A 23,926-nucleotide genomic window follows, 5' to 3' on the forward strand; every position below is an offset into this window, starting at 1 on the left:
CTCTAGTTCGCTGATGCAAAATTCAATTGACTTTAGCGGAAATGGAAACAAACCCTGGAATTTTTGCAATGTATCGTCCACAATGATGGGGAATTTTATAAAGTCAGGAGTAATGATGGAAGCAATAATTAAAAAGCTGGAAGTGGTTTTAGCTGATACCTACGCCTTATATCTTAAAACACAAAATTATCACTGGCATGTTAAGGGAGCTCAGTTTAAAAGCTTGCATGAATTGTTTGAAATGCAATATAGAGCATTGGCAGAAGCGGTGGATGAAATTGCAGAACGAATTTTAATTTTGGGTCATAATGCACCTGCTACTTTTACTGTATTGAACCAATTAAAAACAATTCAAGACGGCAACTCCAATATTAATGCGAATCAGATGGTGAGTGAGTTGGCTCAGGACAATGGGATTCTGGTTAAAGATCTCAACAAAGCAGTTAAACTCGCTCAGGAACATGATGATGAAGGAACGGTGGCTTTACTCAGTGAGCGTATTGCTGCGCATGAAAAAGCACGATGGATGCTGAACGCATCTACTGTCTAAGACTTGTTACAAAGCCATTATCATACACGTCTGGCTGCTTGCCCTCATGACTTGTTCGCGGGGTTGTCCGCAGGGTTCAGTGTTTTAACGCAGATCGTCTGGCTCCCGCAGACAACCCGCGGGATGTAGATAGAGAGGTACTGTTATTTACTCTTCATTACTTCTTTTTCAGCGCCTTTTTTAATGACGATAATGCTAATTCGTCGGTTTTCAGGGCTGAAAGGATCTTTAGTATTGAGAAGCAAAGTTGATCCGAAACCGGATACACGCATCACTTTATCGGGATCCAAACCTGCCTTAACCAAAGCACGGCGGGCAGCATTGGCTCTTTGGGTGGAGAGTTCCCAGTTAGTATATTCTAATTCATCTGGATTATGGTAAGGATGGGCATCGGTATGTCCTTCAATGGTAATTTTATTGGGGACTGTCTTAAGCAGTTTAGCGATCTGCGCAAAAATCGGTTCCATCCCCGGGTTAAGTTTATCTGATCCCACGTCAAACATAGGCTTTTTCTGATTATCGATTAATTGAATGCGTAATCCATTTTTTACCACTTCCATGATTAATTGATTTTTTAAGCCAGAAAGAGAAGGATCTTGTTGAATACTTAAATTAATTTTTGATTTTAATTCTTCGAGTTTTTGTGTCTCATTTTCAGTGGATTGAATTACTTGCATGTCTTGGGGTTTTTTATTTGGTGCAGATGACAGCTCCGTTTTAGAAACTTGCCCATTGGTATCTTTGAGATTAGGTCCTCCCCCTTTAAGGTTAATTTGCTGATTGCCTACGTTTTCCCCGCCAAAAAAAGTGATTTTCATTGGCTGTTTAAAATACTCGGAAATACCATCTTTTTGTGCTTTATTCAGTGAAGCAATCAACCACATTAACAAAAAAAAGGCCATCATTGCTGTAACAAAATCAGCAAAGGCAATTTTCCATGAGCCCCCATGTAGTTTGTGTTTATTCTTTTTTATTTTTCGAATTATAGGGGTTGGACCAGTCTTTCCTTTACTACCGTTTTCGCTCATACTGTAACCTCATTAGCCCGGTGTAGCTTCCGTAGCGGAATTTTCTTCAGAACTCGATGATGATGCCGCTGGTTTGGAATTTTTAATTTCTTCATTGAGCTGGGTAAAGGAAGGGCGTTGTGCAGAAAACAAAACTTTACGTCCAAATTCAACAGCAATAACAGGTGGATTATTGTGCAGACTAGCTAATATTGTGGCTTTTATACACTGCAGTATCAATTGAGTCTGATTGGCCTGATGTTCCATTGCTGAAGCTACAGGACCCACAAATCCATAGCCAATTAAAATACCTAAAAAGGTTCCTACAAGAGCATGAGCAATGAGTACTCCTAGTTCCGGGGGCGGTAAATTGATCGATTCCATCGTATGGACCACGCCAAGAACGGCAGCAACAATACCGAAAGCAGGCATGGCATCAGCGAGTTTTGCTAAGGCATTTGCCGGGATCATTTCTTCTTCATGATGGGTTTCAATTTCCATATCAATTAACGCTTCAAGCTGAAAAGGCTGTATGTTCGAAGTAATGATCAATCTTAAGTAATCGCAAATGAACTCAATGATATGATGTTTTTTCATGAGCGAAGGATAAGCATTAAAAATAGGACTTTCTTCAGGGTTTTCAATATCTGTTTCTAATGACATCAGTCCTTGTTGTCGCGACTTGTTCAACAGATTGTATAATAGGCCTAATAGATCACTGGAATTTTCCTTAACTGATTTTTCACCTCGAAAAACTTTAGGCAATGCTTTTAACAGGGATTTTAATACCGTAACACTGTTCGCTACAATAAGCGATCCTACCGCTGCTCCAGCAATGATAAGCAATTCTATGGGTTGAAAAACCGCCGCAAGATGACCACCGGCTAGAGCAAATCCTCCAAAAACACAGAATAATATAACTAAATAGCCTATTATTATTAACATTTATATTTGATCTCCAAGTCCTTTTTAAATTGCTCAAATCCTTTATTTAAGATAATCGTGCACAACACGACCATAAGGCAAAGTGAGATCCGTTAATAAATGTACACCACTTACTATACGTCGTACGGGCAGGTTAGCTACTGGAGCTAATGCATGGTGTGCTAATTGCAACTGAGCTGGCCCTTGCCATGCCCCTTTGATGTCAACATGTTCAAGATAATATTCAACAAGTTCACAAATTCGAACGCTGCCATCCACATGAGGAATTATCTTAAGTAAATAATTGGGGGTGTTTAGTGATTCAGCTACCTTTTTCACGTCCATTGTTTCGTATTTATAACCCATGGTCGCTGTAGCAATACGATAAGGGCCATACTCTAGAGTGCCTAATAGCGTTTCATGAACCACTTCTAGTTTAGGTTGGGCCAGTTTCTTGGGAAATCCCCAAATTTCACGACCACCTGCTATAGGCGGGAGATCATCCAAAAACATGGCATGTGTGTAACCGCCCATTTTACCTTTATAACGTACCGGTATCACTTGGCCTGATTCCGTATAGTCCCCAAATCCTGTGGAGTCAGGCATGCGAATGAATTCAAACTTGACCAAAGGGTCTACTACTTCTAAGGGGGCGGGAACTATTTCGCGGAGCAGATCGATATCCGTTTCATAGGTAATGATTAAGAATTCCCTATTGATAAAGCGGTAAGGGCCACGAGGATAAGATGGGCTGATGAGCGGCATGGCAAAAGCGTTTTTTATTACTTCTGCTTCATTCATTTTCAGACTCCTCTTTTAAATGTTTATTGGGAGACATATCGTATACAGCAATACCTGTTGTTTGTGATACGGGCTGGTCCCAGGGGGATTTTTTTATGGCTTTTCGTCCATCAAGATAGCCATGTTTTATGCGTTCTGAAATACTTTTTCTGGAAAACTCATAATCTTTTGAAGAAAACTCAGTTTCATCGTGTTCATATAAAAAGCGAACTAAAGAAATCGTAGATTGATGCCCACGGGCAATACAAAGTTTTAACTCTGGGTTATCCCTTTCCTCTTTAGGAACATAACGCGAAAGAATATGAATCGTATTTTTTAACGCATGAATCTGTTGATACATTTCAACTGCTTGGGCAAAACGGCTTGAATACTCTATATCTTTTTTGCGCTTCATTACTGCATCCAATGAATTAGGGTACAAGCCATAAGAGTCAAATAAATGAATCGCAAAACACAGTAAATTTTTGGGGCATCGATTTACTGATAATACATAAGTCGCAGGGGAGTTACAGGAAATCCCACCATCCCAATAATATTCTCCATCAATTTCAACAGCTGGAAAACCAGGAGGCAATGCACCACTTGCCATAATATGCTCAGGCCTAATTTTTGTGTCTTGTGAATCAAAATACATCATTTCACCCGAACAGATTTCAACTGCGCCAATACTTATGCGGGTTTCTTTTGAGTTGAGGCGATCAAAATCGATAAATTGTTCTAAAGTAGATTTTAAATTTCTAGTATCGTAAAAACTTAAGCTATCGGGTGCATCATAATACCCCATAAGAAGAGGGGGAAAACGAGGTGCAAAAAAACCTGGCTGGCCAAAAAGTAGCGAAGATTGGGCAGAGAAGAAGTGTTCGATTTTTCGGCTCTCGTCATCATTGGGAAGAAAGCTGCCCTCTATAAAAGAAGGTGTGGCAATGGTCTCCCAAAATTGATACATTTTTTCAACACGCTCTTTAGGTGGATTGCCTGCTGCAATTGCAGCATTGATCGCACCTATTGAGGTGCCAGCAAACCAATTTGGATCATAGCCTGCTTCATCAAGAGCATGTAAAACACCTACTTGGTAGGCGCCTAAAGCGCCTCCGCCTTGAAAACAGCAGGCAATATGATGATGCTGCTGTTTTTGGGTTTTACCTTTATTCGTCCGAGCCATAGGGGCTTACTCCATGAACCATCCATGACTCACTATCAATGATTGGCCTGTCAGAGCGTTTGATTCAAAGGAAGCAAAAAATAATGCAGTTTGCGCTACGTCGTCCGTGGTAGTGAATTCCCCGTCAACTGTATCCTTAAGCATGACATTCTTAATGACTTGTTCTTCAGTGATTCCTAATTCTTTAGCTTGCTCAGGAATTTGTTTATCTACTAGAGGAGTACGTACGAAACCTGGGCAAATGACGTTGGCGCGCACATTATGGGCTGCCCCTTCTTTGGCAACTACTTTACACAAACCAATCAAACCATGCTTTGCAGTAACATAGGGTGCTTTCAGTTTAGAGGCCTCTTTGGAGTGAACTGATCCCATATAAATAATACTTCCTCCTTTACCGGAGGCATACATGTGTTTTAATGCGGCGCGTGTCGTTAAAAAAGCTCCATCCAACTGAATGGATATTAATTTTTTCCAATCAGAAAAAGCCAATTGTTCTACAGGGCTAATAATTTGTATTCCTGCATTGCTGACCATAACGTCAACACCGCCAAAATATTTAGCAACATCATCGATACCCTTATCAACTTCGTTTTCATCGGTGACATTCATGGCAACTGCCATAGCTTCTCCACCTTTAGATTTTATTTCTTCGGCTGCACTCTTGGCTTGCTCCAGATTGAGATCTGCAATAGCTACTTTAGCCCCTTCTTTTGCATACACTAAGGCGATTTCTTTACCTATTCCACTGGCAGCCCCGGTGATTATTGCTACTTTATTTTTTAAGCGCATGATTAACAGTCCTTGTATTATTTTGAGTGAATGATCAATCGCTTACGATTAATCTAAAAATTCTTTTAAAAGTATAGCAATGGAAATTTGATATTGCCTACATTCACTAAGATTTTTTATTTATTTAAAACGCCTACTTTTACAACATGAAATATACTTGGCTTAACTGTTAAAATTTAAAACCCTTAACCTCTTTTGGAGATTAAGGGCATATTTATTGGTATTGATATTAGATATTAGTAATAGTAATAAGGACGATAGTAACCACGACTATAATAATATCGTCTATCTTGGTCTCGGCCGATTGCATTTCCTACCAATGCGCCCGCCCCTGCACCAATTACTGTTCCTACAGCACTACCTCCAGTCGCAGCATAACCTATGCCTGCCCCTGCAGCACCGCCCGCAGCAGTGCCAATTTCAGTATTAGTGCAACCCCCAAGCATAAAAGCTGATAAACCAGCAAAAAATAAGGGAGCGATAATTTTTTTCATAGTGAACTCCTTTTTATAGTTTTCAGGATTCCTGCATTGGTAAAGCAGACATTCATGACAAGAAAATCCTGGTTGCTTCATCTTCACTATGATTTTAGTACAAAAAAAATATTTAATGTAAAATAAATGATCATAATTTGTTTTGCCGATCATTTTTTTAAATATCAGATTTTACTCTGACCTACATTTTCCAGTAGTATTAATATAAGAATTATAAAAATAGGGGACTTTATGTTTAAAGGAAGCATTGTAGCTTTATTAACTCCCATGAAAAATGATCAAGTTGATGTGCCGCGCTTACGGGAGTTGGTTGAGTTTCATATTGAAATGGGCAGCCATGCTTTGGTTGCGGCAGGTTCTACCGGTGAATCAGGTACTTTATCTCATGAAGAAAAACTGTTGGTTATAAAAACAGTAGTAGACCAAGCTAAAGAGCGAATTCCTGTTATTGCAGGTACCGCCATGAATGCAACACGGGATTGTATTCAACTAACGCAGGAAGCGATGGAATGTGGAGCGCATGCTGCTCTAATTATGACTCCAGCTTACATCAGACCTACTCAAGAAGGCTTGTATCAGCATTACAGTCAAATAGCCGAAGCAGTTGCCATGCCGATTATTCTTTATAACGTGCCAACACGAACAGCTTGTGATATGTTGCCTGAAACAGTAGCCAGACTTGCCAAGATTTCCAATATTGTGGGAATAAAAGACGCTACGGGGCAGATGACTCGGTTACAACAAATTTTACGTCTTTCAGAAGGCAGTATTGATGTATTTAGTGGTGATGATTTTACTGCAGCATCCTGGATGTTGTCTGGAGCTAAGGGAAATATTTCCGCCGCAGCGAATGTGGTCGCCAAATTAATGGCTAAATTATGTGACTCAGCTCTAGATGGTGATCATGCTGTATGTTTGCGTTTAAACGAACAGCTGATGCCTCTATATGAATTATTGTTTATTGAGACAAATCCAATTGCAATAAAATGGGCAGCAAGCAGAATGGGGTTAATGGAGAATGAATTAAGGATGCCGTTAACTCGTTTATCTAAAGAACATCATGAACCATTGGAAAAAGTAATGAAGAGTTTGGAGTTGATTTAAGTGAAAAAATTGGGTTTTATTGTTTTTTTTGTGCTTTTGCTCTCTGGGTGTAGTCGTTATGCCAGTAATGGGGAGCATCTTTATCTGAGTAGCCGTAATGGTCCCTCATTAGAAGTTCCACCACCATTAACGAGAGCAAATATTAGTAATTTTTATGATTTGCCTCAACAGAGTCAGGATGCACAGGTAAGTATCGCCCCACCTGTATCATAAGGGATTTATTATGACACCATCAGAATCAGCTGAGTTGCATATTGTACAGGAATTATCGCAGCGTATTGTGGAAGCGCAACGCAAGATCAGGATTCTTGATAGTATTAAATGGGATGAGACGATAAAAAAGGAATTTTTTAAGAATAAAGGCAAAAAGCTTCCCGCTGTAGATAAAGAATATTACGACAAAAAGCCTTTGCCTTTTGATGTTCATGACAAACAAGAAGAGTTTCGTATCATTTTGCGTGATACTCAAAATCAACTTGGACAATATTCTACCTTAACTCGTTTAATACGTCGTCAGTGTGAAGAATACAGTCGAGCCACGCAAATGCTCGCGGTGCGAGGTACTCCGGCATTTTCTGAATTAGCAATGGAATTGTATGGTAGTCCCAATGATGTATTTTACGCGGGTGGGCCACGCATGTCTGAAATGGGGACTTTACTCTTTGATGTGTTATCGGGTCTTAGTGTTCAATTGCAATCTGAAGCTGATGTAAAACGTTATACACCACAACAGGCTCAAGAAATTTTGCAAGCGCGTTTAGGACAGTTTTTTGATAAACATCCTGGCAAGGTAACCGTGATGATCAGTGACGATATGATTGCGGATGCTTCTGCTGGAGCGGACAGCATTAAACTAAGCCAACAAGCTATGTTCAGTGAGCGTGATCTTCGTTATCTGGAAGTCCATGAAGGTTGGGTGCACGTCGGAACAACCTTGAATGGCTCTATGCAGCCTAATTGTTTTTTCCTTTCCAAGGGCTCGCCTTCCAGCAGCGTTATTCAAGAAGGTTTGGCAGTAATTACGGAAGTTGTTACGTTTTCTTCATATCCCAGTCGCATGTTAAAGATTACCAATCGCGTGATTGCTCTAGACATGGTCACCCAAGGGGCAAACTTTCTCGATATTTATAATTATTTTATGGAGTGTGGTTTAAGCGAAGAAGACAGTTATAATCAAACAGTACGCGTTTTCAGGGGAAGTACGCCAACCGGAGGACCGTTTACCAAAGATTTATCTTATGCTAAAGGTTTTGTATTAATTTACAATTACATCCGTTTTGCGATCAGTCGAAAGCATGTTGATTCTATTCCCTTATTATTTACCGGGAAATTAGTTCTCGATGATTTGCCTTTACTCACTGAATTAAAAGAGCGTGGGGTCTTAACCAATCCTGTTTATCTTCCACCCCCATTTCAAGATTTAGCGGCATTAAGTGCTTGGATGAGTTTTTCTTTATATTTGAATCAGTTTGATTTGAATGAGATTCAAAAGAATTTTCGCTTTTTGATTGTTTGAAAAAATACGTATTTTACAGTCTGCAATTATGCCTAAAAAGACTGCCATCCCTGCGTAGGTTTGAATCTTCTAGACATTGCTAAAAAAACAGTCCAGCTCTATTCTGACGTCCCTTGGCTTGTCCGCGGGATCCAGAGGATCTGGCACTAAAACACTGGACTCGCAGACACCCCCGCGAACGAGTCGTGGGGGTGGGGTAGGCAGAGATCCAATTTTGAATAGAAAATTAAATAAAAATCTACTGTTACCTGGGTTGCATTGTTTCACCCAGGCTACGGTTTTTTAAATTTAAATGTACGATAATCAGCCTTTGCACGCTACAGTTTGCATAAGCTCAAGTGATTCTTCTTTTTCTTGTTGCGGTGTAAAGAAGCGATGAGCGAGACTGTAACTTAAATTTGGCTTCGTTTGTTCTTGTAATGCCCTTGTTAATTGAGGATATTCATCCACGAGTAATTTCGCCTGTTCTTTGATGTATGAATCATCAGACTTATTAATCATAGTTACATAATGCGCTGCTTTTTTCAGATCGCCAGGTTCTGTTGATTTTCCCAATATTTGACACATAACCAACATTGCATTAGTACATCCCAAATTAGCAGCTTGGCGCATTGTTTGTTTGTACTGAGAAGATGTTGGTGGATAAATATGGGCTAAATGATATAAGGCCATAGGGTTCTCTTGAGCTAAAGCCATCATTTTAGGTAAATGTTGGACTACGGCTTGTTTTAAAACAGGATCATTAGGTGATCTGTGTAATTGATTTACCAATACAGCAAATTCATTACTTGAAGACATATCCTACCCCTAACTTAAACTCATTCCCTTGTAGGATAAAAGATCAAGGTTAAGACAAGATTAAGGAGGATAGGCTTTACGTTTTTTTTACATTGTCAAATACTGCCCATCCTAAATGGAACAGCATATGTGCCAAGATTGCTACAATAAGTCCATATTGCCAAAATAGATACCCGAAAAGTAATGATTGGTAAAGGCTAAGTAAAATTAGAGAATAAATGAAACGTCGAGTCGAGGTACAGCCCGCGGCAAGGTAAGCCGGGAGTTGGCTTACTGCAAATACTAATCCACTAATAACAATTGAAATCCAAATAATTAAGACAGGATATTGTTTCGTAAAGAGCAGTGCGAAAAAGGTGGCAAGATTCATTAATCCCCATCGAGCAATAACTTCTTCTACTACACCGCCATAAAGAACACAGCCATCAAGACCAAGAGCCAGGCGAATATTAGTCATAATTTCCATGTTTTTTTTATCTATGATGCGTGCAATGACACCATAATAAAGAACCAGAAACACCAGCAATCCAAAAAAAGCATACAAAACAGTAGGTAATAAAATAGGAAGTAACGCATTTATTCCTACAGTACCCTGTAGAAGTTCTTCAAGTATTGTGGCATGTAAGCCAGTAGTATTAGATAATACAGCACCTGCAATGCACAGGACCAAAACCATAAATAAGGTTTGCAAGATGGCAAAACGACTCACCCGTTTTTGCAGCTCTTCGGAATTATCTGGTAATAAAAAATAAATTAAACGTTTTATTGCAATGACAACACCTGGGATGGATAAGCAGAACAAAACGATAATTAACGGCCAATTGATTGTCATTTATTATCCTTAAATAGAAGCGCTCAGCCCATATCAGTGAACCGCTGTATTCGGTGCATCTCGCGCGAGAAATGTTCCTAATCAATGCTCACATACCAATGTATGCTGCGCTTGCTTAGAAAAATTTTCTCACAACCTCCACGCAAATCCAACTGTTCAAGTTAATATGGGAACGAGTTATTACTCTTAAATAGTACGGCATAGAAAAATCCATCCATACCTTGTTCCCCGGGTAAAATCTGTAAGCCATGCTTTGTTGCATGTCCACTGATCCCGTATTCTTTTATTATCGTACAGTCTGGATGGGTTGCAACAAAATTTGCAATTTGTTGCTCATTTTCAGCGGGCATCACTGAACAAGTGGCATAAACCAGTAAGCCGCCTTTTGCGAGCAAAGGCCATAAGCAATCGAGCATGTTCTGCTGGATTTTAGTTATAGTAACAATTTCTTCATTGTTACGTAGTAATTTTATATCTGAATGGCGTCGAATGACACCTGTTGCAGAACAAGGAGCATCTAATAAAATACGATCAAAAAGTTGGCCATCCCACCATTGGGTAGGAGTTAAAGCATCGCCCTCCATTAATGTTGCATGCAAATTAAGGCGGTCTAAGTTTTCTCGCACGCGTTTCAATCGTTTGGGATCAACATCTAAAGCAATACACGCCGACAGATTAGGTTCTTTTTCTAGAATATGGCAGGTTTTTCCTCCGGGAGCACAACAGGCATCGAGAAGACGTAACCCTGGTTTTAAGGACAATAAAGAGGCAGCCAATTGTGCTGCGCCATCTTGAACGGAAATACATCCTTCTGCAAAACCAGGGAGCTGGCGCACATCACAAGGCGTTATTAAATTAATTCCTTCGGGTGCTACAGGATGGAGTTCAGCAGCAATGCCTTCTCGTTTTAAAATCTGTAAATATTCGGCAACAGAATTTTTTTGTACATTAACTCTTAAGGTCATGGGGGGATGCATGTCATTTGCTTGAGCGATGGATTGCCAGTCATCAGGCCAATCTGTTTGTAAACGATCCAATAACCATAGGGGCTGGCCATGAATGAATAAAGGATCAGTGTTAAGACGTGCCAAAATTTCTTTTTGCTGACGGCAAAAATTGCGTAAAACGGCGTTCACCAAGCCTTTTGCCCATGGTTTTTTGATTTTTTCAAGTAAGGCAACTGTTTCCTTGACTACGGCATAATCAGGCAGCTGCATATAGTGTAATTGATAAAGACCGATAAGCAACGCTACCCAGATTTCCAATTCTTTAGGTTTTTTTTGCAGTAAACATTCTGCTAAGGCCTGTAAACGAAAATAATGACGACAAAAGCCAAAGCAAATCTCTTTGGTCATCGGGCTGACTTCGGTTGTTGCAGGCATAAGCTGGGATAACGATGATTTTCCAGTTAATAAGTGAGTTAAAATTTTTAAGGCATGCAGTCGTTCATTCTTGTTCATGAAAACACAAATCCTGCATGTACCTGTGATTTGGAGGAATTTAACCAATCTGCTATGGAAATTACTTTAGCACCTGGAAACTGAATTCGCTGCACGAGCACGCCTTGCTCTCCGGTTGCCACCAACATCCCTTTTTTATCGATGTTGACTACAGTACCCGGTGGTTGGGAAAAGGGTAGTGCCACAACTTGGGCTTGATGGATTCGCAAAATTTCTTCATTTAAGTGTGTGTAAGTGATTGGCCAGGGATTGAATGCGCGAATTTTTCGATCGATTTCTACTGCAGTTTGTTGCCAGTTAATGTGCGCATCTTCTTTATTAATTTTGCTGGCATAGGTAGCTAATTCATTATTTTGAATTTCAGGTTTTGCGCTTTGGGAAGCTAATTCATCTAAGGTTTGGAGTAAAGGTTGCGCGGAAATTTTTGCCAGACTGTCATGCAAGCTTTGTGCTGTTTCTGTGGTACTTATCGGACAGGTGATTTTACGCAGTATAGCACCTGTATCCATGCCGGCATCCATTTGCATAATTGTTACCCCAGACTCTGTATCGCCATGAAGAATGGCGGATTGAATGGGAGAGGCGCCACGCCAACGAGGTAACAAGGAAGCATGTACATTAATACAGCCTAAGCGGGGAATTTCCAGCACTGCTTTAGGCAAGATTAAACCATAAGCGATGACGACCATGACATCAGGTTTTAATGCTGCAAGCTCTGCGATTGTTTCAGGATTTTTGAAATTCAGCGGTTGATAGACTGGAATTTGATGGTTTAATGCCCATTCTTTCACTGCAGATGCTTGTAGTTTTCGGCCGCGTCCTGCAGGACGGTCTGGTTGAGTATAAATTGCTTGAATATGATGTGTGGAATGCAGCAGTGCATTAAGACAAGGCAACCCAAATTCTGGGGTTCCTGCGAAAACGATGTTCAATCGACTCATGATAATTACTCACCTCGATCAAGGAGCGTTTTTAAGAGACGCATCTTGAATGAAAAAACTGTGAAAAAAATGCAGCGCATTATCTTTGAGAAATCCCCTACAAATTCTCTTATCCTACGTACCGCGCTTTATGCGCGGTATCCAGAGATCTTTCTTTAAAAAAGAGTCGGGAGGTACCCCCAAGGTATCGTTCTGGATACCGCGCATAAAGCGCGGTATGTAGGGAAGCGCCTGTAAAATCTATTATTTTACAATAAACTGCTTTTTTAATTTTTGCGTCTACCACTCAGGGTATTATTTACGTGCTTGTTGACGTTTAAATTTATCTAATTTTTTACGAGCCATGGCTTTTTTCAATGGGGAAAGCAGATCAATAAACAGTTTACCATTCATGTGATCAATTTCATGTTGCAAACATTCAGCGAGCAAGCCTTCGGCTTTAATTTCATAAGGGGTACCATTTCTATCTAAGGCTTTTACTGTAACTTTTTCTGCACGGATAACCGTATCATAAGCACCGGGAACAGAAAGACAACCTTCTTCAAATTTTTTTTCGCCTTCTGATGCAATGATTTCAGGATTGATAATAACCATTTGCTCCTGTTTTTCGCCTGTAATATCAATTACGGACAAACGCAGACTAATACCAATTTGAGGCGCAGCAAGGCCAACGCCGCGAGCGTTGTACATTGTCTCAAACATGTCGTCAATTAGAGTTTGCAATTTGTCATCAAAATCAATAACAGGTTTTGCAACCGCTCTTAATCGAGCGTCAGGCAAATATAAAATCGGATGAATAGCCATTGTTTATCTGGTTCTCTACACAAAAATCATGCTAATATTATCCTTCATATATTGTAAGGCTGCAAGATATTCCAACAAAGGATTGCCTCGAATGAGATTTATTCTCTTTATACCCTTCTTTTTTTTCACCACTTTGAATTATGCTTTAAGCTTGAAAGCAGACGCTCCTGAGCAGTATGTAGTTCAACATGGTGATACTTTATGGAGTATAGCAGGTCGCTATTTAGACAATCCCTGGGAATGGAAGGAACTTTGGCTGGCCAATCCAAAGATAAAAAATCCCAATCGTTTATATCCAGGAGCAGTTCTGGCTTTAGCCTATTCTGGAAACAGACCCTATATCAAAGTACTATCGAATGGCACAATAAAATTATCACCTAATGTCCGTCCCTTATCTTTAGATGACCCCATCCCTGCAATTCTTTTAAATGAGATTAAACCTTTTTTAAACGAGTCGCTTATATTGGATCAAGATGTTATTAATCGGGCTCCTTACATCGTCTCTCTAATAGGAGAGCGCATGTTGGCTGGCCAAGGAGATAAAGCTTATGTTAAAGGATTACATCCTTCACGAGTACTGCCTGCAATAGGGGTCCCTGCTTATTCTGTTTTTAGGGGTGGAAAAGATTATGTGCACCCTATAACCAAAGAGTTTTTGGGATATCGAGCGAATTTGGTAGGTAATGCAGAGTTGCTTGCAGGGGGGGAACCTGCAACTATTTTATTAACTGACATTAATGAAGGTGTTAAAGTACAAGATAGTGTCCTGATTAATAATAGCCCTGGATTTAATTTGAATTTTGTGCCCAAAGCGCCTTTGTTCCTTGTAAAGGGATTTATTATCGACATGCCTAATGGCATGCCTGATGGGAATGTCGAAGAAGCTGTTGGCGGCGTGGTCGTGGTTAGTTTGGGTGCCCGAGACGGGCTTGAAGCAGGGGATGTCCTGGCTATCTATAGAAAATCACGTCTCGTCAATGATCCCCAAAATAGGCTGTTCCCTGTCCGATTGCCTCCTGAACGTATTGGTGAGGCTATGGTTTTCCGCGTGTTTACGAAAACCAGTTTTGCTTTAATCGTTCGTTCATCCCGCGCTGTTTATTTATTAAATTTAGTGACCAATCCATGAATAATTTATCCTATTATCTCGCATTAAACCGAATGGAGCGAGTGGGGCCGCGTACAGTAGACAAACTACAAAAACGTTGGCCTGATTTACAACAAATGTTCCAGCTCTCAGCAGTTGAACTGGAGCAAGCGGGTTTACCCTTTGCTTTGGCACAAACTATAGCGGGTTTTGATTTGAACTTGGTTCAAGAAGATCTTAGTTGGTTGGCGGCTGCAGACGATCATCATATACTCACTTGGGATTCGCCTGAATATCCCGCTTTATTGAAGGAAATTACGGATCCTCCTATCGTTTTGTATGCAAAAGGACAGCTCTCCTGTTTCAATCAACCTGCATTAGCTGTAGTAGGTAGCCGCAATCCTACGGTAACTGGAAGTGAAAATGCACGGCAATTTGCAAAAGCAATCGCATCCCATGGCGTTACTATCGTAAGTGGTTTGGCACTTGGTATTGACGCTCAGGCTCATTTGGGATGTTTGGAGGCAGGAGGACAAACAATTGCAGTTTTAGGCACTGGAATTGATCGAATATATCCTCACCGGCACACGATATTGTCACAACAAATTGCGCAAGATGGCTTATTAGTGAGCGAATTTTGCTTAAAAAGTCCACCAAGCTCTGGACATTTCCCTAGAAGAAATCGTATAATAAGTGGTTTATCATTGTGCACTTTGGTTGTTGAGTCGGCAATCAAGAGTGGTTCGTTAATCACAGCACGAATGGCTTTGGAACAAAACCGAGATGTTTTAGCGATCCCTGGTTCCATTCATAATCCTCTGGCTCGAGGGTGTCATTACCTGTTGCAGCAAGGAGCCAAATTAGTTACTTCAGTGGTTGATGTTCTTGAGGAGTTACAGATTGAAGCAGAACAACAAACAGCTGATAAAGCTATTTTACCTCTTGCCAGCGGGAATAAAAACCTAGTAAAGTTCATTGGCTTTGAAATGACAACTGTTGATCAGATCATTTCACGTAGTGGATGCACCGTTGAGCAAGTCACGAGTGAGCTTGCAGAATTAGAATTAAATGGGGCTGTTGTATCTGTGCCCGGTGGCTATATGAGGTGTTAGTATATGAAAGATAACTTATTTGAAATGTTATTGAGTTTATTTGAAAAAAGTCTTACCCAGCTGCAAAAAAGCCATAAAACTGCTGATCAGGATGCATCAGAACAACTTAATGAAGAAGATATTGGGGCTTCAGAGGAACAAGTTTTGCATTTGAAGTTGCAACAACACACTTCCACACGAGTTTTTACTTATGACGAGCAAATGAAACTGACTAAGGCCAGTTATCAATTTCTCATGCGTATGAAATTATGGAAAGTTCTTAATCCAGAATCGTTTGAAATGATTATGAACCAATTACAATTTTCTGAATCTCGTATCGTAACGCTTCAAGAGACTAAATGGACCATAAGAAATGCCTTGGCGAGTTCGTTAAATGAAGAACAGCTTGCTTTTCTTGATTTAGTCCTTTATCAATCAGAAGATGAATTGACATTACATTAAAAGCTCATCTATACCCATGAAACTTCGAAATGCTCGTTTTAGACGATTTGATTTTTTGTTCTGGACGATAAAAGCAATAGGTTAAAATCTGGCATTTTGGAGTTTCTTGGGTATATTACCTATATTACTAGAAGTTGGTGATATTTCATTTTCAGTGCCAATGCTTCGTACTTGTCCTCAAGTCGGGCATTCCTGGTGCTTAGGGATGAAGTGAAAAGGATAAGGTTGACGTTACTATGAGTAAACATTTGGTGATCGTTGAGTCACCTGCCAAAGCGAAGACAATTCAAAAATATTTGGGTAATGACTATGAGGTGGTTGCCTCTTATGGACATGTTCGTGATTTGCCGGCACGTAAGGGCTCGGTTAATCCCGATAAGCATTTTGCAATGACCTATGTGCCTATTGAAAAAAACTCACGCCATATCGAAACCATTGCGAAAATGCTCAAAAAATCAGACTCCTTACTGCTCGCAACGGACCCTGATCGCGAAGGCGAAGCTATTTCCTGGCATATTTATGAATTAATGAAGGAAAAAAATCTAACAAAAGATAAGCCCATTCACCGGATTTTTTTCAATGAAATTACCAAATCAGCAATTCAGGATGCAATAAATCATCCACGTTCTATTTCTATGGATTTAGTGAATGCCCAACAAGCACGACGGGCATTGGATTATTTAGTGGGATTTAATTTATCTCCTTTGTTATGGAAAAAGGTTAGAAGAGGACTTTCTGCAGGGCGAGTACAAAGCCCGGCTTTACGACTTATTGTCGAACGAGAAGAGGAAATTGAGCGTTTTGTAGCTCAAGAATATTGGAAGATTTTAGCTCAATGCATGCATGCAAAGGTATCCTTTGAAGCGCGTTTGACGCATTATAAAAATGAAAAATTACAGCAGTTTACGGTAACCAAAGAAGAGCAGGCGCAACAAATCAAAGAGCATTTGATTCGTCAGGCGCAAGGTCATTTACTGGTTACCCAAATTGAGAAAAAGCAACGCAAGCGTAAGCCTGCACCGCCATTTATTACTTCAACGTTACAACAGGAAGCCGCACGAAAATTAGGCTTTACTGCCCGAAAGTCAATGATGGTCGCCCAGCAATTGTATGAAGGGATAGATATTGGGACAGGGACAGTCGGTCTTATTACCTATATGCGTACGGATTCGGTTAATTTATCTGCAGAGGCAATAGAAGAAACGCGACAGTTTATTACTCAGCGTTATGGCGCCGACAATTGTCCTGCAAGCCCAAGAATTTACAAAACCAAATCGAAAAATGCCCAAGAAGCACATGAAGCGATTCGTCCAACATCCATTAAACGTTCACCAGAAATGGTGCAATCATCACTAACTGCAGATCAATACAAACTCTACAGTTTGATCTGGAAGCGTACGGTTGCCTGCCAAATGGCCGATGCGATACTGGATACGGTTGCAGTGGATTTAAGCTGCGGCGAGGGCTCTATTTTCCGCGCTAATGGTTCTACAGTTACTTTTTCCGGATTCCTTTCCGTATATGAAGAAGGTCGTGATGATACCAAAGATGATGACAATGAAGGTTCATTATTACCCCCATTGGTCGTCGGTGAAAAAGTCAAAGTAGATGACATCTTAGCCAATCAACATTTTACTGAGCCGCCACCAAGATACTCGGAAGCAACGCTGGTGAAGGCACTGGAAGAATATGATATTGGCCGTCCTTCAACTTATGCGTCCATTATTCATACCTTACAACAGCGCGAATATGTTGTTGTCGAGAAGAAAAGATTCTTTCCAACAGATGTTGGCCGTATCGTGAATCGCTTTTTGACGGGTTATTTTACGCGTTATGTAGATTATAAATTTACCGCGGAACTTGAAGATACTTTGGATGCTATTTCGCGCGGTGAAAAAGAATGGATTCCCGTTTTAGAAGAATTTTGGCAGCCATTTGTACAACAAATTGAAACCACAGATCAACAAGTGCAGCGTAAAGATGTAACCTCTGAAGTTCTGGATGAACAGTGTCCAAAATGTGGCAAGCCATTGTCAATAAGATTAGGTAAACGTGGGCGTTTCATTGGTTGTACTGGCTACCCTGAATGTGATTACACTCAAGACATCGCGGGTCAGGACAACGAAAAAAATGAACCAGAAGTTGTTGAGGGGAGAGTCTGTCCGGCATGCTCCAGTCCCTTACATGTGAAAACAGGACGTTATGGACGTTTTATAGGTTGCAGTAATTATCCACAATGCAAACATATGGAGCCTATCGAAAAACCAGCTGATACGGGTGTGGAGTGTCCCAAGTGCCATGAAGCAAAAATTTTGCAACGTAAATCAAGGAAGGGAAAAATTTTCTATTCCTGCGGCAATTATCCTAAATGCGATTATGCCTTATGGAATGAACCGATTAATCAGCCATGTCCGAAATGTAATTGGCCAATTTTAACGGTAAAAGAAAGCAAAAAATTTGGTCGCCAAATTCTTTGCCCACAGGAGGGATGTGGTTACTCTTCCAAGGAAGATGCTGATTAGGATGCAATTGGAACGCCATATTTGGCTCATCTTGAACGAAAAAATATGCTGATAAATGCTCACATACTGATGTATGCTGCGCTTTTTCAGCATATTTTTTCGTTCAAGATGAGCTCAAATCTGATATTCCACTAAGATTCAAATATACCCTTGAACAGTTTGCAATTCTATTTTACATGCGTTGCGCTCGGCGCTCTACAAATCATACCATTTTGAGCTTAATCTAGCGAATTAGCAACAACCTAATGAATAGGAAGAAAGATTTTGTGAGACGCTGGGTTACAGCTTAGCCGTCACCCAGGCTGCATTTTTTAATTAATAAAAATCAATCGTTGTTGTTGTCACATCTAGAGGTCCTACTGGGTAAGAATAAACTGTTACAGGTTGCACAACAGGTGTTACAACACGTGTAACTACCGGTCTATAAGTAACTACTGGTTTGTAGGTAACTGTGCGGGCATAAACCGGTGTATAGGCTGGTGTGAAGTAGGTAACACCACTGGTACAACAACATCCAGCCATCAAAACAACACTTCCTAACAGAATAATCCATTTCATTATGAAGTCCCCTTTAATGGATGCTTTCAAAAGAAAGTGTAGATTATTTGTTCATTTATCTCAAGATTTGATCATTTCAGTGTGTTGTTGCCTGGATGAGCGAAGCGGATCGGGAGATTATCACGAGTTCAATCATTCTCGGGTTCCATGCGCTACAAATATGAAAATCATAGAGAGCAACAGACCTTTTAACTGATGATACAAACTCATTCTTCCTGTTCATTTTGAATCAGTATATACTCATCATCTCTTCATAAAAAATACTCAACAGGATGTAGTGATGTTAGACAGGGCTATTGTAGTTGATGAGCAATTTTTAAAGCGAGTAGAGCAAGCGGACTTTCCAAAACCCAAGAGCACAATGAGTCCGGATACCGCGGAATTGGATAAAAAAACTGCTATAGAGCTTTTTGATTCGCAAATTAAATCACGTCTTCTTGATTTGATTGCCAGACAGCTTAAGGAAAAGGGTTTGTCTTTTTATACTATAGGTAGTAGTGGACACGAAGGTAATGCGGTTTGGGGACAGGTTTTTCGTCCAGACGATATGGCATTTTTGCACTATCGAAGCGGCGCTTTTTATTTACAACGCGCCAAGAAAATACAAGGTGTAGACGGTGTTAGAGATATCTTATTTTCTTTAGTTGCTGCGGCAACTGATCCGATTTCAGGAGGACGCCATAAAGTATTTGGTAGTGTTCCTTTAAATATCCCGCCGCAAACATCAACAATTGCCTCCCATTTACCCAAAGCTTTGGGTGCTGCATTATCCATTACTCGTGCAAAAGAATTAAATATTCATGGCAACTTAAATCCAGATTCAGTCATCATTTGCTCCTTTGGTGATGCATCAACAAATCATGCTTCAGCGCAAGCCACTTTGAATTCTTGCTCATGGATTGCACAGCAAAATTATCCTCTACCAATTGTGTTTATTTGTGAGGACAATGGAATTGGAATTTCTGTACCTACACCTTCGGATTGGATAGAGCGTTCTGTTCGAGCTCGACCTGGATTGCATTATATTGCTTGTGATGGTTTGAACATTGCTGATGCGTATGCGAGTGCACAAGAAGCAGAATATTTGGCGCGTGTAAAAAAACAACCTGTTTTTTTGCATATGCGTTGTGTGCGCTTGTTGGGTCATGCCGGTTCTGATATTGAGTCACAATATTGTACAACGGCTGAAATCGAAGCAAGAGAAGCCCAAGATCCTCTATTGCATTCGGCCGGTCTTCTTTATCGCGAAGGTTGGATGACGGTGCAAGACATGCTGAGTCTTTATCGTAATAATAAAGATTTAATTGAAGCAAAAGCAGTAGATGCAATACGACAACCTAAACTTTCCAGTGCTGAAGCCGTCATGTCTTCGTTAATTCCTAGTGTGTCTAAAAAACAAGCATTTCCTCTGCCTAGTGAAGAAAGACGGGCAGCAGCCTTTGCTAATACATTCTCACAATTGGCCCAAAAACGAAATTTATGTCAGCAGATCAATTTTGCTTTGACTGATTTAATGCTGCAATACCCCAATATGGTGGTATTTGGTGAAGATGTGGGCAAAAAGGGTGGTGTTTATCGTGTGACTGCTGATCTGCAGGCTCGTTTTGGAAAACGTCGGGTATTTGATACTCTTTTGGATGAAACGACAATTATAGGCACTGCAATTGGCATGGCGCACAATGGCTTTATTCCCGTTCCGGAAATTCAGTTTTTGGCTTATTTGCATAATGCAGAAGACCAGTTACGTGGTGAAGCATCCACATTATCCTTTTTTTCCAGCGGCCAATATCAAAACCCTATGGTCCTTCGCATCGCCTCATTGGCTTATCAAAAAGGATTTGGCGGCCATTTCCATAATGATAACTCGATTGCTGTATTACGTGATTTGCCAGGAGTGATTGTCGCATGCCCTTCAAATGGACCGGATGCAGCAAAAATGTTGCGTGCGTGCATGCGTTTGGCTTATGAAGAAGGAAGGGTGGTTGTCTTTTTAGAGCCTATTGCTTTATACATGACGAAAGACTTGCATGTGCCTGGCGATAACGGATGGCTTTTTAATTATCCAGCACCAGATGCCACGATTGCACCGGGTGAAGTAGGTGTTTTCGGCGACGGTGCAACGGTTATTTTAACCTATGCCAATGGGTATTATTTATCACGGCAAGCAGCTGCAGTACTGCAAGAAGAACACAACATTTCCGTGAAAATAGTGGATTTGCGTTGGCTTAGCCCCTTACCGGTTAAAGCGATTTTGAAAGAAGTAGCCAAAGCAAAACAGGTATTAATTGTGGATGAAGGCAGGCAAAGTGGTTCAATTAGCGAAGGCTTGATGACCTTGTTGTTAGAAGAAGCTTCATCCAGGTTGAAAATCAAACGAATTACCGGTAAAGATTGCTTCATTCCCTTGGGTAATGCTTGGCAATATTTGTTACCCAGTAAAGAAAGTATTATTGAAGCGGTAATTGCGTTACAGTCTGATAAAAGGGAGAAAGAAAGTGGACGACTTGTTGTTTCTTGATGAGCAGTTAAATGGTGATGAACGCATGATACGCGATAGTGTAGCGCGTTTCGTGAGCAACGATGTAACGCCTTTGATGGCTGAGTCTTTTGAACATGCTCAATTTCCACGCGAGCTTATTAGAAAATCCGCAGAATTAGGTTTATTAGGTTTGACTTTACCTGCAGAATACGGCGGTGCCGAGGCATCTTATGTAGCGTATGGCTTAGTTTGCCAGGAACTCGAGCGCGGTGATAGCGGATTACGCAGCTTTGTTTCGGTACAAAGTTCCTTATGCATGTATCCTATTTTTCGTTTTGGTTCTGAAGAGCAACGCGTGCGTTTTTTACCAGGAATGGCTACAGGCGAGATCATTGGTTGCTTTGGTTTGACTGAACCTGATTTTGGCTCAGATCCAGCGGGCATGAGGACTACCGCGAAGAAAGTTAAGGGTGGCTGGAATTTGAATGGCGCAAAAATGTGGATAACCAATTCACCAATCGCCGATATCGCTATTGTTTGGGCAAAAACCGATGAAGGCATTCGTGGTTTTATTGTGGAAACAAATTCTCAAGGATTAAGCCGTCCTGAAATCAAATTAAAAATGTCATTACGTGCGTCCATTACTGGGGAATTGGTTTTTGATAATGTTTTTGTCCCTGATGAAAATTATCTTCCTGGCAGTGAAAAAGGTTTAGGCGCCCCTTTAAGTTGCTTAAGTCAGGCGCGATACGGAATTGCCTGGGGGGCTCTGGGTGCTGCGATGGCATGCTTTGATATTACCCGCGACTATCTGTTAGAGCGTAAACAGTTTAACAAGCCATTAGCTTCTTTCCAGCTTATTCAAAAAGACCTGGCAGAAATGTATACTGAAATTATTAAGGCACAATGTCTTAATTTACAGATAGGCCGAATAAAAGATAACCATCGTGAGAATCCAGTGATGATTTCTCTTGCTAAGGGCAATGCCTGCCGCGAGGCATTGAACATTGCGCGAAAATGCAGGAATCTATTAGGAGCAAACGGAATCAGCCTTGAATATCATGTGATTCGTCACATGCTTAATTTAGAATCAGTCTTTACGTACGAGGGTACGGATAACGTGCATACTCTGGTACTAGGAAAACATATTACAGGCATTAATGCTTTTGCTTAATTAAGGACAAACGGTTAAGCACTAAGATCAATGACTTTAATAGTAACCCGGAACTCAAGCCGGGTTACATTTCGTTTCACCAAAGCTTCAACGTCATTGGCATCAGTAGCGTTTAAATAGGGAGGTTTCTTTTTCTCAAAGTAGAACTTATTTTTCATGCATAGGATTGTGTGAAATAAAACAGGCTTATTGAGCAACTTACAGGAGTATCTATGATTAAAATAATTTCAAAAAGAGCGTTAATATTCAGTTTACTTGTATTCAGTATGAATGTGCAGGCTGGGCCGAGCAAAGAATTTTTGGCCAACCAATGCTACGAGTTGTCTCGGGTAATCACCTCTTTGGCAGATAATCAGGAAAAAAATGTCTGCTCTAATAAACTCCATATGGCTTCAGTACAAACGAGCACCACCGCTTTTTTAATTATGGAAGATTCTCCTGATCTGGCAAAAGAGATATTGAATAATGCAGTAGCTGCCTTGCAATATGCAGAATTATTGAGTTGCAAACACTACATTCAAATTTCACACTCTAAATTTGAAGCTCAGAAGATTAAAACATTATTGTAATCATGATACTCTTCAAGTGTCTTGCAGAAGCCTTGAAGAGTTGCGGGGAGTTTTTAAGCGTATTCCTAATTTTTGCATCCACTAATTCATGTGGTTTTGGAAAGAATCTGAAGAACCAATGACTGAAGAGCTGCATTTTTGCCTTCTGCCTAAAATTGTCAAAGAACATCAATACAATCCTGAAGCATTCCAGGTAGAAAAATTACACTGGCAAATGGATTATCAGGGATGGGAAGCACCGGATAGAGTCGGTTTTATGCAGACACTGATTAATGAGAATGATAACTTGGTTTGTTATTATCGCTGGCCAAATCCAAAAGATAAAGGAACCTATGTATGGATGACCATTCACTTATCGCCCTCAGTAAATCAGTTAGTGAAGCCCTATGGTTCCTACTGGACAATACAAAAAGAAGAAAAGCAGGCTTTATGCAGATCAGAAATTAACACATGCAGCTTTATTCTTTCAGAAAGCTCTAAAAGAATTATCCCGCAAAATAAATGTAGCCGGGTGCAGCGCAGCGGAACCCGGGTTTCTGAATTAAATGAGCCTCTTGATCCCGGGTTCCGCTGCGCTGCACCCAGGCTACAAATATCCCATCGGGCCAATAACCCCTTGTTATTTCTTCCAGACTTAGTTATCATTTGCCACCAAGTCGGGGCGTAGCGCAGCCTGGTAGCGTACTAGCATGGGGTGCTAGTGGTCGAAGGTTCAAATCCTTCCGTCCCGACCAACAAATCCGGGTCTTTCCCAATTACGGGGGCACTCACCAGTTAACAACACAGCACCCTAACACGGGTT

Annotated in this window: 24 protein-coding genes and 1 tRNA gene; 13 read left to right on the forward strand and 12 right to left on the reverse strand. The window is 40.6% G+C overall.

Translation table 11 applies throughout. The features are described from left to right. Positions 1-115: 115 nt before the first annotated feature. A complete protein-coding gene (locus A8O27_RS13570; RefSeq protein WP_058459689.1) occupies positions 116-550 on the forward strand; it encodes a Dps family protein in 435 nt (144 codons plus the stop codon). 143 nt (positions 551-693) lie between these two features. Here the strand turns inward: A8O27_RS13570 and motB are convergent, their stop codons facing one another. The 6 genes from motB to A8O27_RS13600 form a co-directional block, all read right to left on the reverse strand. Next, positions 694-1,578, reverse strand: a complete 885-nt coding sequence (motB, locus tag A8O27_RS13575; RefSeq protein ID WP_058459688.1) for a flagellar motor protein MotB — start codon at positions 1,576-1,578, stop codon at positions 694-696. Between the two features lie 12 nt (positions 1,579-1,590). After that, positions 1,591-2,502: a flagellar motor stator protein MotA gene (gene motA / locus A8O27_RS13580; RefSeq protein ID WP_058459687.1), complete on the reverse strand. Its 912-nt coding sequence runs from the start codon at positions 2,500-2,502 to the stop codon at positions 1,591-1,593. Positions 2,503-2,544: 42 nt separating this feature from the next. Next, positions 2,545-3,282 carry an acetoacetate decarboxylase gene (locus A8O27_RS13585; RefSeq protein WP_058459686.1) on the reverse strand — a complete coding sequence of 246 codons (738 nt, stop codon included), beginning with the start codon at positions 3,280-3,282 and terminating at the stop codon, positions 2,545-2,547. Then, positions 3,275-4,444 carry a patatin-like phospholipase family protein gene (locus tag A8O27_RS13590; protein ID WP_058459685.1) on the reverse strand — a complete coding sequence of 390 codons (1,170 nt, stop codon included), beginning with the start codon at positions 4,442-4,444 and terminating at the stop codon, positions 3,275-3,277. Before A8O27_RS13590 ends, A8O27_RS13585 begins: the two co-directional genes overlap by 8 nt. 6 nt (positions 4,445-4,450) lie before the next feature. Beyond that, on the reverse strand, positions 4,451-5,233 hold the full coding sequence (locus A8O27_RS13595) for a 3-hydroxybutyrate dehydrogenase (RefSeq protein WP_058459684.1): 783 nt from the start codon (positions 5,231-5,233) through the stop codon (positions 4,451-4,453). A 236-nt stretch (positions 5,234-5,469) separates the two neighbouring features. Beyond that, a complete protein-coding gene (locus A8O27_RS13600) occupies positions 5,470-5,727 on the reverse strand; it encodes a YMGG-like glycine zipper-containing protein (protein ID WP_058459683.1) in 258 nt (85 codons plus the stop codon). A 231-nt stretch (positions 5,728-5,958) separates the two neighbouring features. Between A8O27_RS13600 and dapA the strand changes: the two genes are divergently transcribed. The 3 genes from dapA to A8O27_RS13615 are packed head-to-tail and all read left to right on the forward strand — an operon-like array spanning position 5,959 to position 8,347. Then, positions 5,959-6,831, forward strand: coding sequence for a 4-hydroxy-tetrahydrodipicolinate synthase (dapA, locus tag A8O27_RS13605; protein ID WP_058459682.1), 873 nt, complete (start codon positions 5,959-5,961; stop codon positions 6,829-6,831). Then, positions 6,832-7,044, forward strand: a complete 213-nt coding sequence (locus A8O27_RS13610) for a hypothetical protein (protein ID WP_058459681.1) — start codon at positions 6,832-6,834, stop codon at positions 7,042-7,044. A gap of 10 nt (positions 7,045-7,054) precedes the next feature. After that, positions 7,055-8,347, forward strand: a complete 1,293-nt coding sequence (locus tag A8O27_RS13615; protein WP_058459680.1) for a flavohemoglobin expression-modulating QEGLA motif protein — start codon at positions 7,055-7,057, stop codon at positions 8,345-8,347. Between the two features lie 303 nt (positions 8,348-8,650). Here A8O27_RS13615 and A8O27_RS13620 read toward each other — a convergent pair whose 3' ends face one another. The 5 genes from A8O27_RS13620 to def all read right to left on the reverse strand — a co-directional run bounded on the left by A8O27_RS13620 (position 8,651) and on the right by def (position 13,182). After that, positions 8,651-9,145, reverse strand: coding sequence for a hypothetical protein (locus A8O27_RS13620; protein ID WP_058459679.1), 495 nt, complete (start codon positions 9,143-9,145; stop codon positions 8,651-8,653). 76 nt (positions 9,146-9,221) lie between these two features. After that, on the reverse strand, positions 9,222-9,977 hold the full coding sequence (locus A8O27_RS13625) for a CPBP family intramembrane metalloprotease (RefSeq protein WP_058459678.1): 756 nt from the start codon (positions 9,975-9,977) through the stop codon (positions 9,222-9,224). Between the two features lie 161 nt (positions 9,978-10,138). Beyond that, positions 10,139-11,437 carry a 16S rRNA (cytosine(967)-C(5))-methyltransferase RsmB gene (gene rsmB / locus A8O27_RS13630; RefSeq protein WP_058459677.1) on the reverse strand — a complete coding sequence of 433 codons (1,299 nt, stop codon included), beginning with the start codon at positions 11,435-11,437 and terminating at the stop codon, positions 10,139-10,141. After that, positions 11,434-12,378 (reverse strand): methionyl-tRNA formyltransferase, encoded by a 945-nt coding sequence (fmt, locus tag A8O27_RS13635; RefSeq protein WP_058459676.1) that lies wholly within the window; start codon positions 12,376-12,378, stop codon positions 11,434-11,436. The genes rsmB and fmt overlap by 4 nt, the downstream gene beginning before the upstream one ends. A gap of 294 nt (positions 12,379-12,672) precedes the next feature. Continuing rightward, entirely contained in the window at positions 12,673-13,182 is a 510-nt protein-coding gene (def, locus tag A8O27_RS13640) for a peptide deformylase (RefSeq protein WP_058459675.1), read from the reverse strand. 91 nt (positions 13,183-13,273) lie between these two features. Here def and A8O27_RS13645 point away from each other — a divergent pair, with 91 nt between their 5' ends. The 4 genes from A8O27_RS13645 (at position 13,274) to topA (ending at position 18,344) form a co-directional block, all read left to right on the forward strand. Then, positions 13,274-14,311 (forward strand): LysM peptidoglycan-binding domain-containing protein, encoded by a 1,038-nt coding sequence (locus A8O27_RS13645; protein ID WP_058459674.1) that lies wholly within the window; start codon positions 13,274-13,276, stop codon positions 14,309-14,311. After that, entirely contained in the window at positions 14,308-15,381 is a 1,074-nt protein-coding gene (dprA, locus tag A8O27_RS13650) for a DNA-processing protein DprA (RefSeq protein ID WP_058459673.1), read from the forward strand. The genes A8O27_RS13645 and dprA overlap by 4 nt, the downstream gene beginning before the upstream one ends. A 3-nt stretch (positions 15,382-15,384) precedes the next feature. Continuing rightward, entirely contained in the window at positions 15,385-15,822 is a 438-nt protein-coding gene (locus A8O27_RS13655; RefSeq protein WP_058459672.1) for a DUF494 family protein, read from the forward strand. A gap of 236 nt (positions 15,823-16,058) precedes the next feature. Continuing rightward, on the forward strand, positions 16,059-18,344 hold the full coding sequence (topA, locus tag A8O27_RS13660) for a type I DNA topoisomerase (protein WP_058459671.1): 2,286 nt from the start codon (positions 16,059-16,061) through the stop codon (positions 18,342-18,344). A gap of 315 nt (positions 18,345-18,659) precedes the next feature. Here topA and A8O27_RS13665 read toward each other — a convergent pair whose 3' ends face one another. After that, a complete protein-coding gene (locus tag A8O27_RS13665) occupies positions 18,660-18,902 on the reverse strand; it encodes a hypothetical protein (RefSeq protein WP_058459670.1) in 243 nt (80 codons plus the stop codon). 280 nt (positions 18,903-19,182) lie between these two features. Between A8O27_RS13665 and A8O27_RS13670 the strand changes: the two genes are divergently transcribed. The 5 genes from A8O27_RS13670 (at position 19,183) to A8O27_RS13690 (ending at position 23,858) form a co-directional block, all read left to right on the forward strand. Then, positions 19,183-21,420 (forward strand): dehydrogenase E1 component subunit alpha/beta, encoded by a 2,238-nt coding sequence (locus A8O27_RS13670; protein WP_058459669.1) that lies wholly within the window; start codon positions 19,183-19,185, stop codon positions 21,418-21,420. After that, positions 21,398-22,555, forward strand: a complete 1,158-nt coding sequence (locus tag A8O27_RS13675) for an acyl-CoA dehydrogenase family protein (RefSeq protein ID WP_058459668.1) — start codon at positions 21,398-21,400, stop codon at positions 22,553-22,555. Before A8O27_RS13670 ends, A8O27_RS13675 begins: the two co-directional genes overlap by 23 nt. A gap of 212 nt (positions 22,556-22,767) precedes the next feature. Next, positions 22,768-23,124: a hypothetical protein gene (locus tag A8O27_RS13680; protein WP_058459667.1), complete on the forward strand. Its 357-nt coding sequence runs from the start codon at positions 22,768-22,770 to the stop codon at positions 23,122-23,124. A gap of 88 nt (positions 23,125-23,212) precedes the next feature. After that, a complete protein-coding gene (locus tag A8O27_RS13685) occupies positions 23,213-23,791 on the forward strand; it encodes a hypothetical protein (protein WP_064115104.1) in 579 nt (192 codons plus the stop codon). Then, positions 23,782-23,858, forward strand: a tRNA-Pro gene (locus A8O27_RS13690). Before A8O27_RS13685 ends, A8O27_RS13690 begins: the two co-directional genes overlap by 10 nt. Positions 23,859-23,926: the final 68 nt, after the last annotated feature.

It is taken from the genome of Legionella bozemanae (assembly GCF_001648595.1).
GTDB classification, from domain to species: Bacteria; Pseudomonadota; Gammaproteobacteria; order Legionellales; family Legionellaceae; genus Legionella; species Legionella bozemanae.

Coding starts and splice junctions, on each gene's coding strand:
- A8O27_RS13570 (WP_058459689.1), top strand. CDS start 116: ATGGAAGCAATAATTAAAAAGCTGGAAGTGGTTTTAGCTGATACCTAC.
- motB (WP_058459688.1), bottom strand. CDS start 1,578: ATGAGCGAAAACGGTAGTAAAGGAAAGACTGGTCCAACCCCTATAATT.
- motA (WP_058459687.1), bottom strand. CDS start 2,502: ATGTTAATAATAATAGGCTATTTAGTTATATTATTCTGTGTTTTTGGA.
- A8O27_RS13585 (WP_058459686.1), bottom strand. CDS start 3,282: ATGAATGAAGCAGAAGTAATAAAAAACGCTTTTGCCATGCCGCTCATC.
- A8O27_RS13590 (WP_058459685.1), bottom strand. CDS start 4,444: ATGGCTCGGACGAATAAAGGTAAAACCCAAAAACAGCAGCATCATCAT.
- A8O27_RS13595 (WP_058459684.1), bottom strand. CDS start 5,233: ATGCGCTTAAAAAATAAAGTAGCAATAATCACCGGGGCTGCCAGTGGA.
- A8O27_RS13600 (WP_058459683.1), bottom strand. CDS start 5,727: ATGAAAAAAATTATCGCTCCCTTATTTTTTGCTGGTTTATCAGCTTTT.
- dapA (WP_058459682.1), top strand. CDS start 5,959: ATGTTTAAAGGAAGCATTGTAGCTTTATTAACTCCCATGAAAAATGAT.
- A8O27_RS13615 (WP_058459680.1), top strand. CDS start 7,055: ATGACACCATCAGAATCAGCTGAGTTGCATATTGTACAGGAATTATCG.
- A8O27_RS13620 (WP_058459679.1), bottom strand. CDS start 9,145: ATGTCTTCAAGTAATGAATTTGCTGTATTGGTAAATCAATTACACAGA.
- A8O27_RS13625 (WP_058459678.1), bottom strand. CDS start 9,977: ATGACAATCAATTGGCCGTTAATTATCGTTTTGTTCTGCTTATCCATC.
- rsmB (WP_058459677.1), bottom strand. CDS start 11,437: ATGAACAAGAATGAACGACTGCATGCCTTAAAAATTTTAACTCACTTA.
- fmt (WP_058459676.1), bottom strand. CDS start 12,378: ATGAGTCGATTGAACATCGTTTTCGCAGGAACCCCAGAATTTGGGTTG.
- def (WP_058459675.1), bottom strand. CDS start 13,182: ATGGCTATTCATCCGATTTTATATTTGCCTGACGCTCGATTAAGAGCG.
- A8O27_RS13645 (WP_058459674.1), top strand. CDS start 13,274: ATGAGATTTATTCTCTTTATACCCTTCTTTTTTTTCACCACTTTGAAT.
- dprA (WP_058459673.1), top strand. CDS start 14,308: ATGAATAATTTATCCTATTATCTCGCATTAAACCGAATGGAGCGAGTG.
- A8O27_RS13655 (WP_058459672.1), top strand. CDS start 15,385: ATGAAAGATAACTTATTTGAAATGTTATTGAGTTTATTTGAAAAAAGT.
- topA (WP_058459671.1), top strand. CDS start 16,059: ATGAGTAAACATTTGGTGATCGTTGAGTCACCTGCCAAAGCGAAGACA.
- A8O27_RS13665 (WP_058459670.1), bottom strand. CDS start 18,902: ATGAAATGGATTATTCTGTTAGGAAGTGTTGTTTTGATGGCTGGATGT.
- A8O27_RS13670 (WP_058459669.1), top strand. CDS start 19,183: ATGTTAGACAGGGCTATTGTAGTTGATGAGCAATTTTTAAAGCGAGTA.
- A8O27_RS13680 (WP_058459667.1), top strand. CDS start 22,768: ATGATTAAAATAATTTCAAAAAGAGCGTTAATATTCAGTTTACTTGTA.
- A8O27_RS13685 (WP_064115104.1), top strand. CDS start 23,213: ATGTGGTTTTGGAAAGAATCTGAAGAACCAATGACTGAAGAGCTGCAT.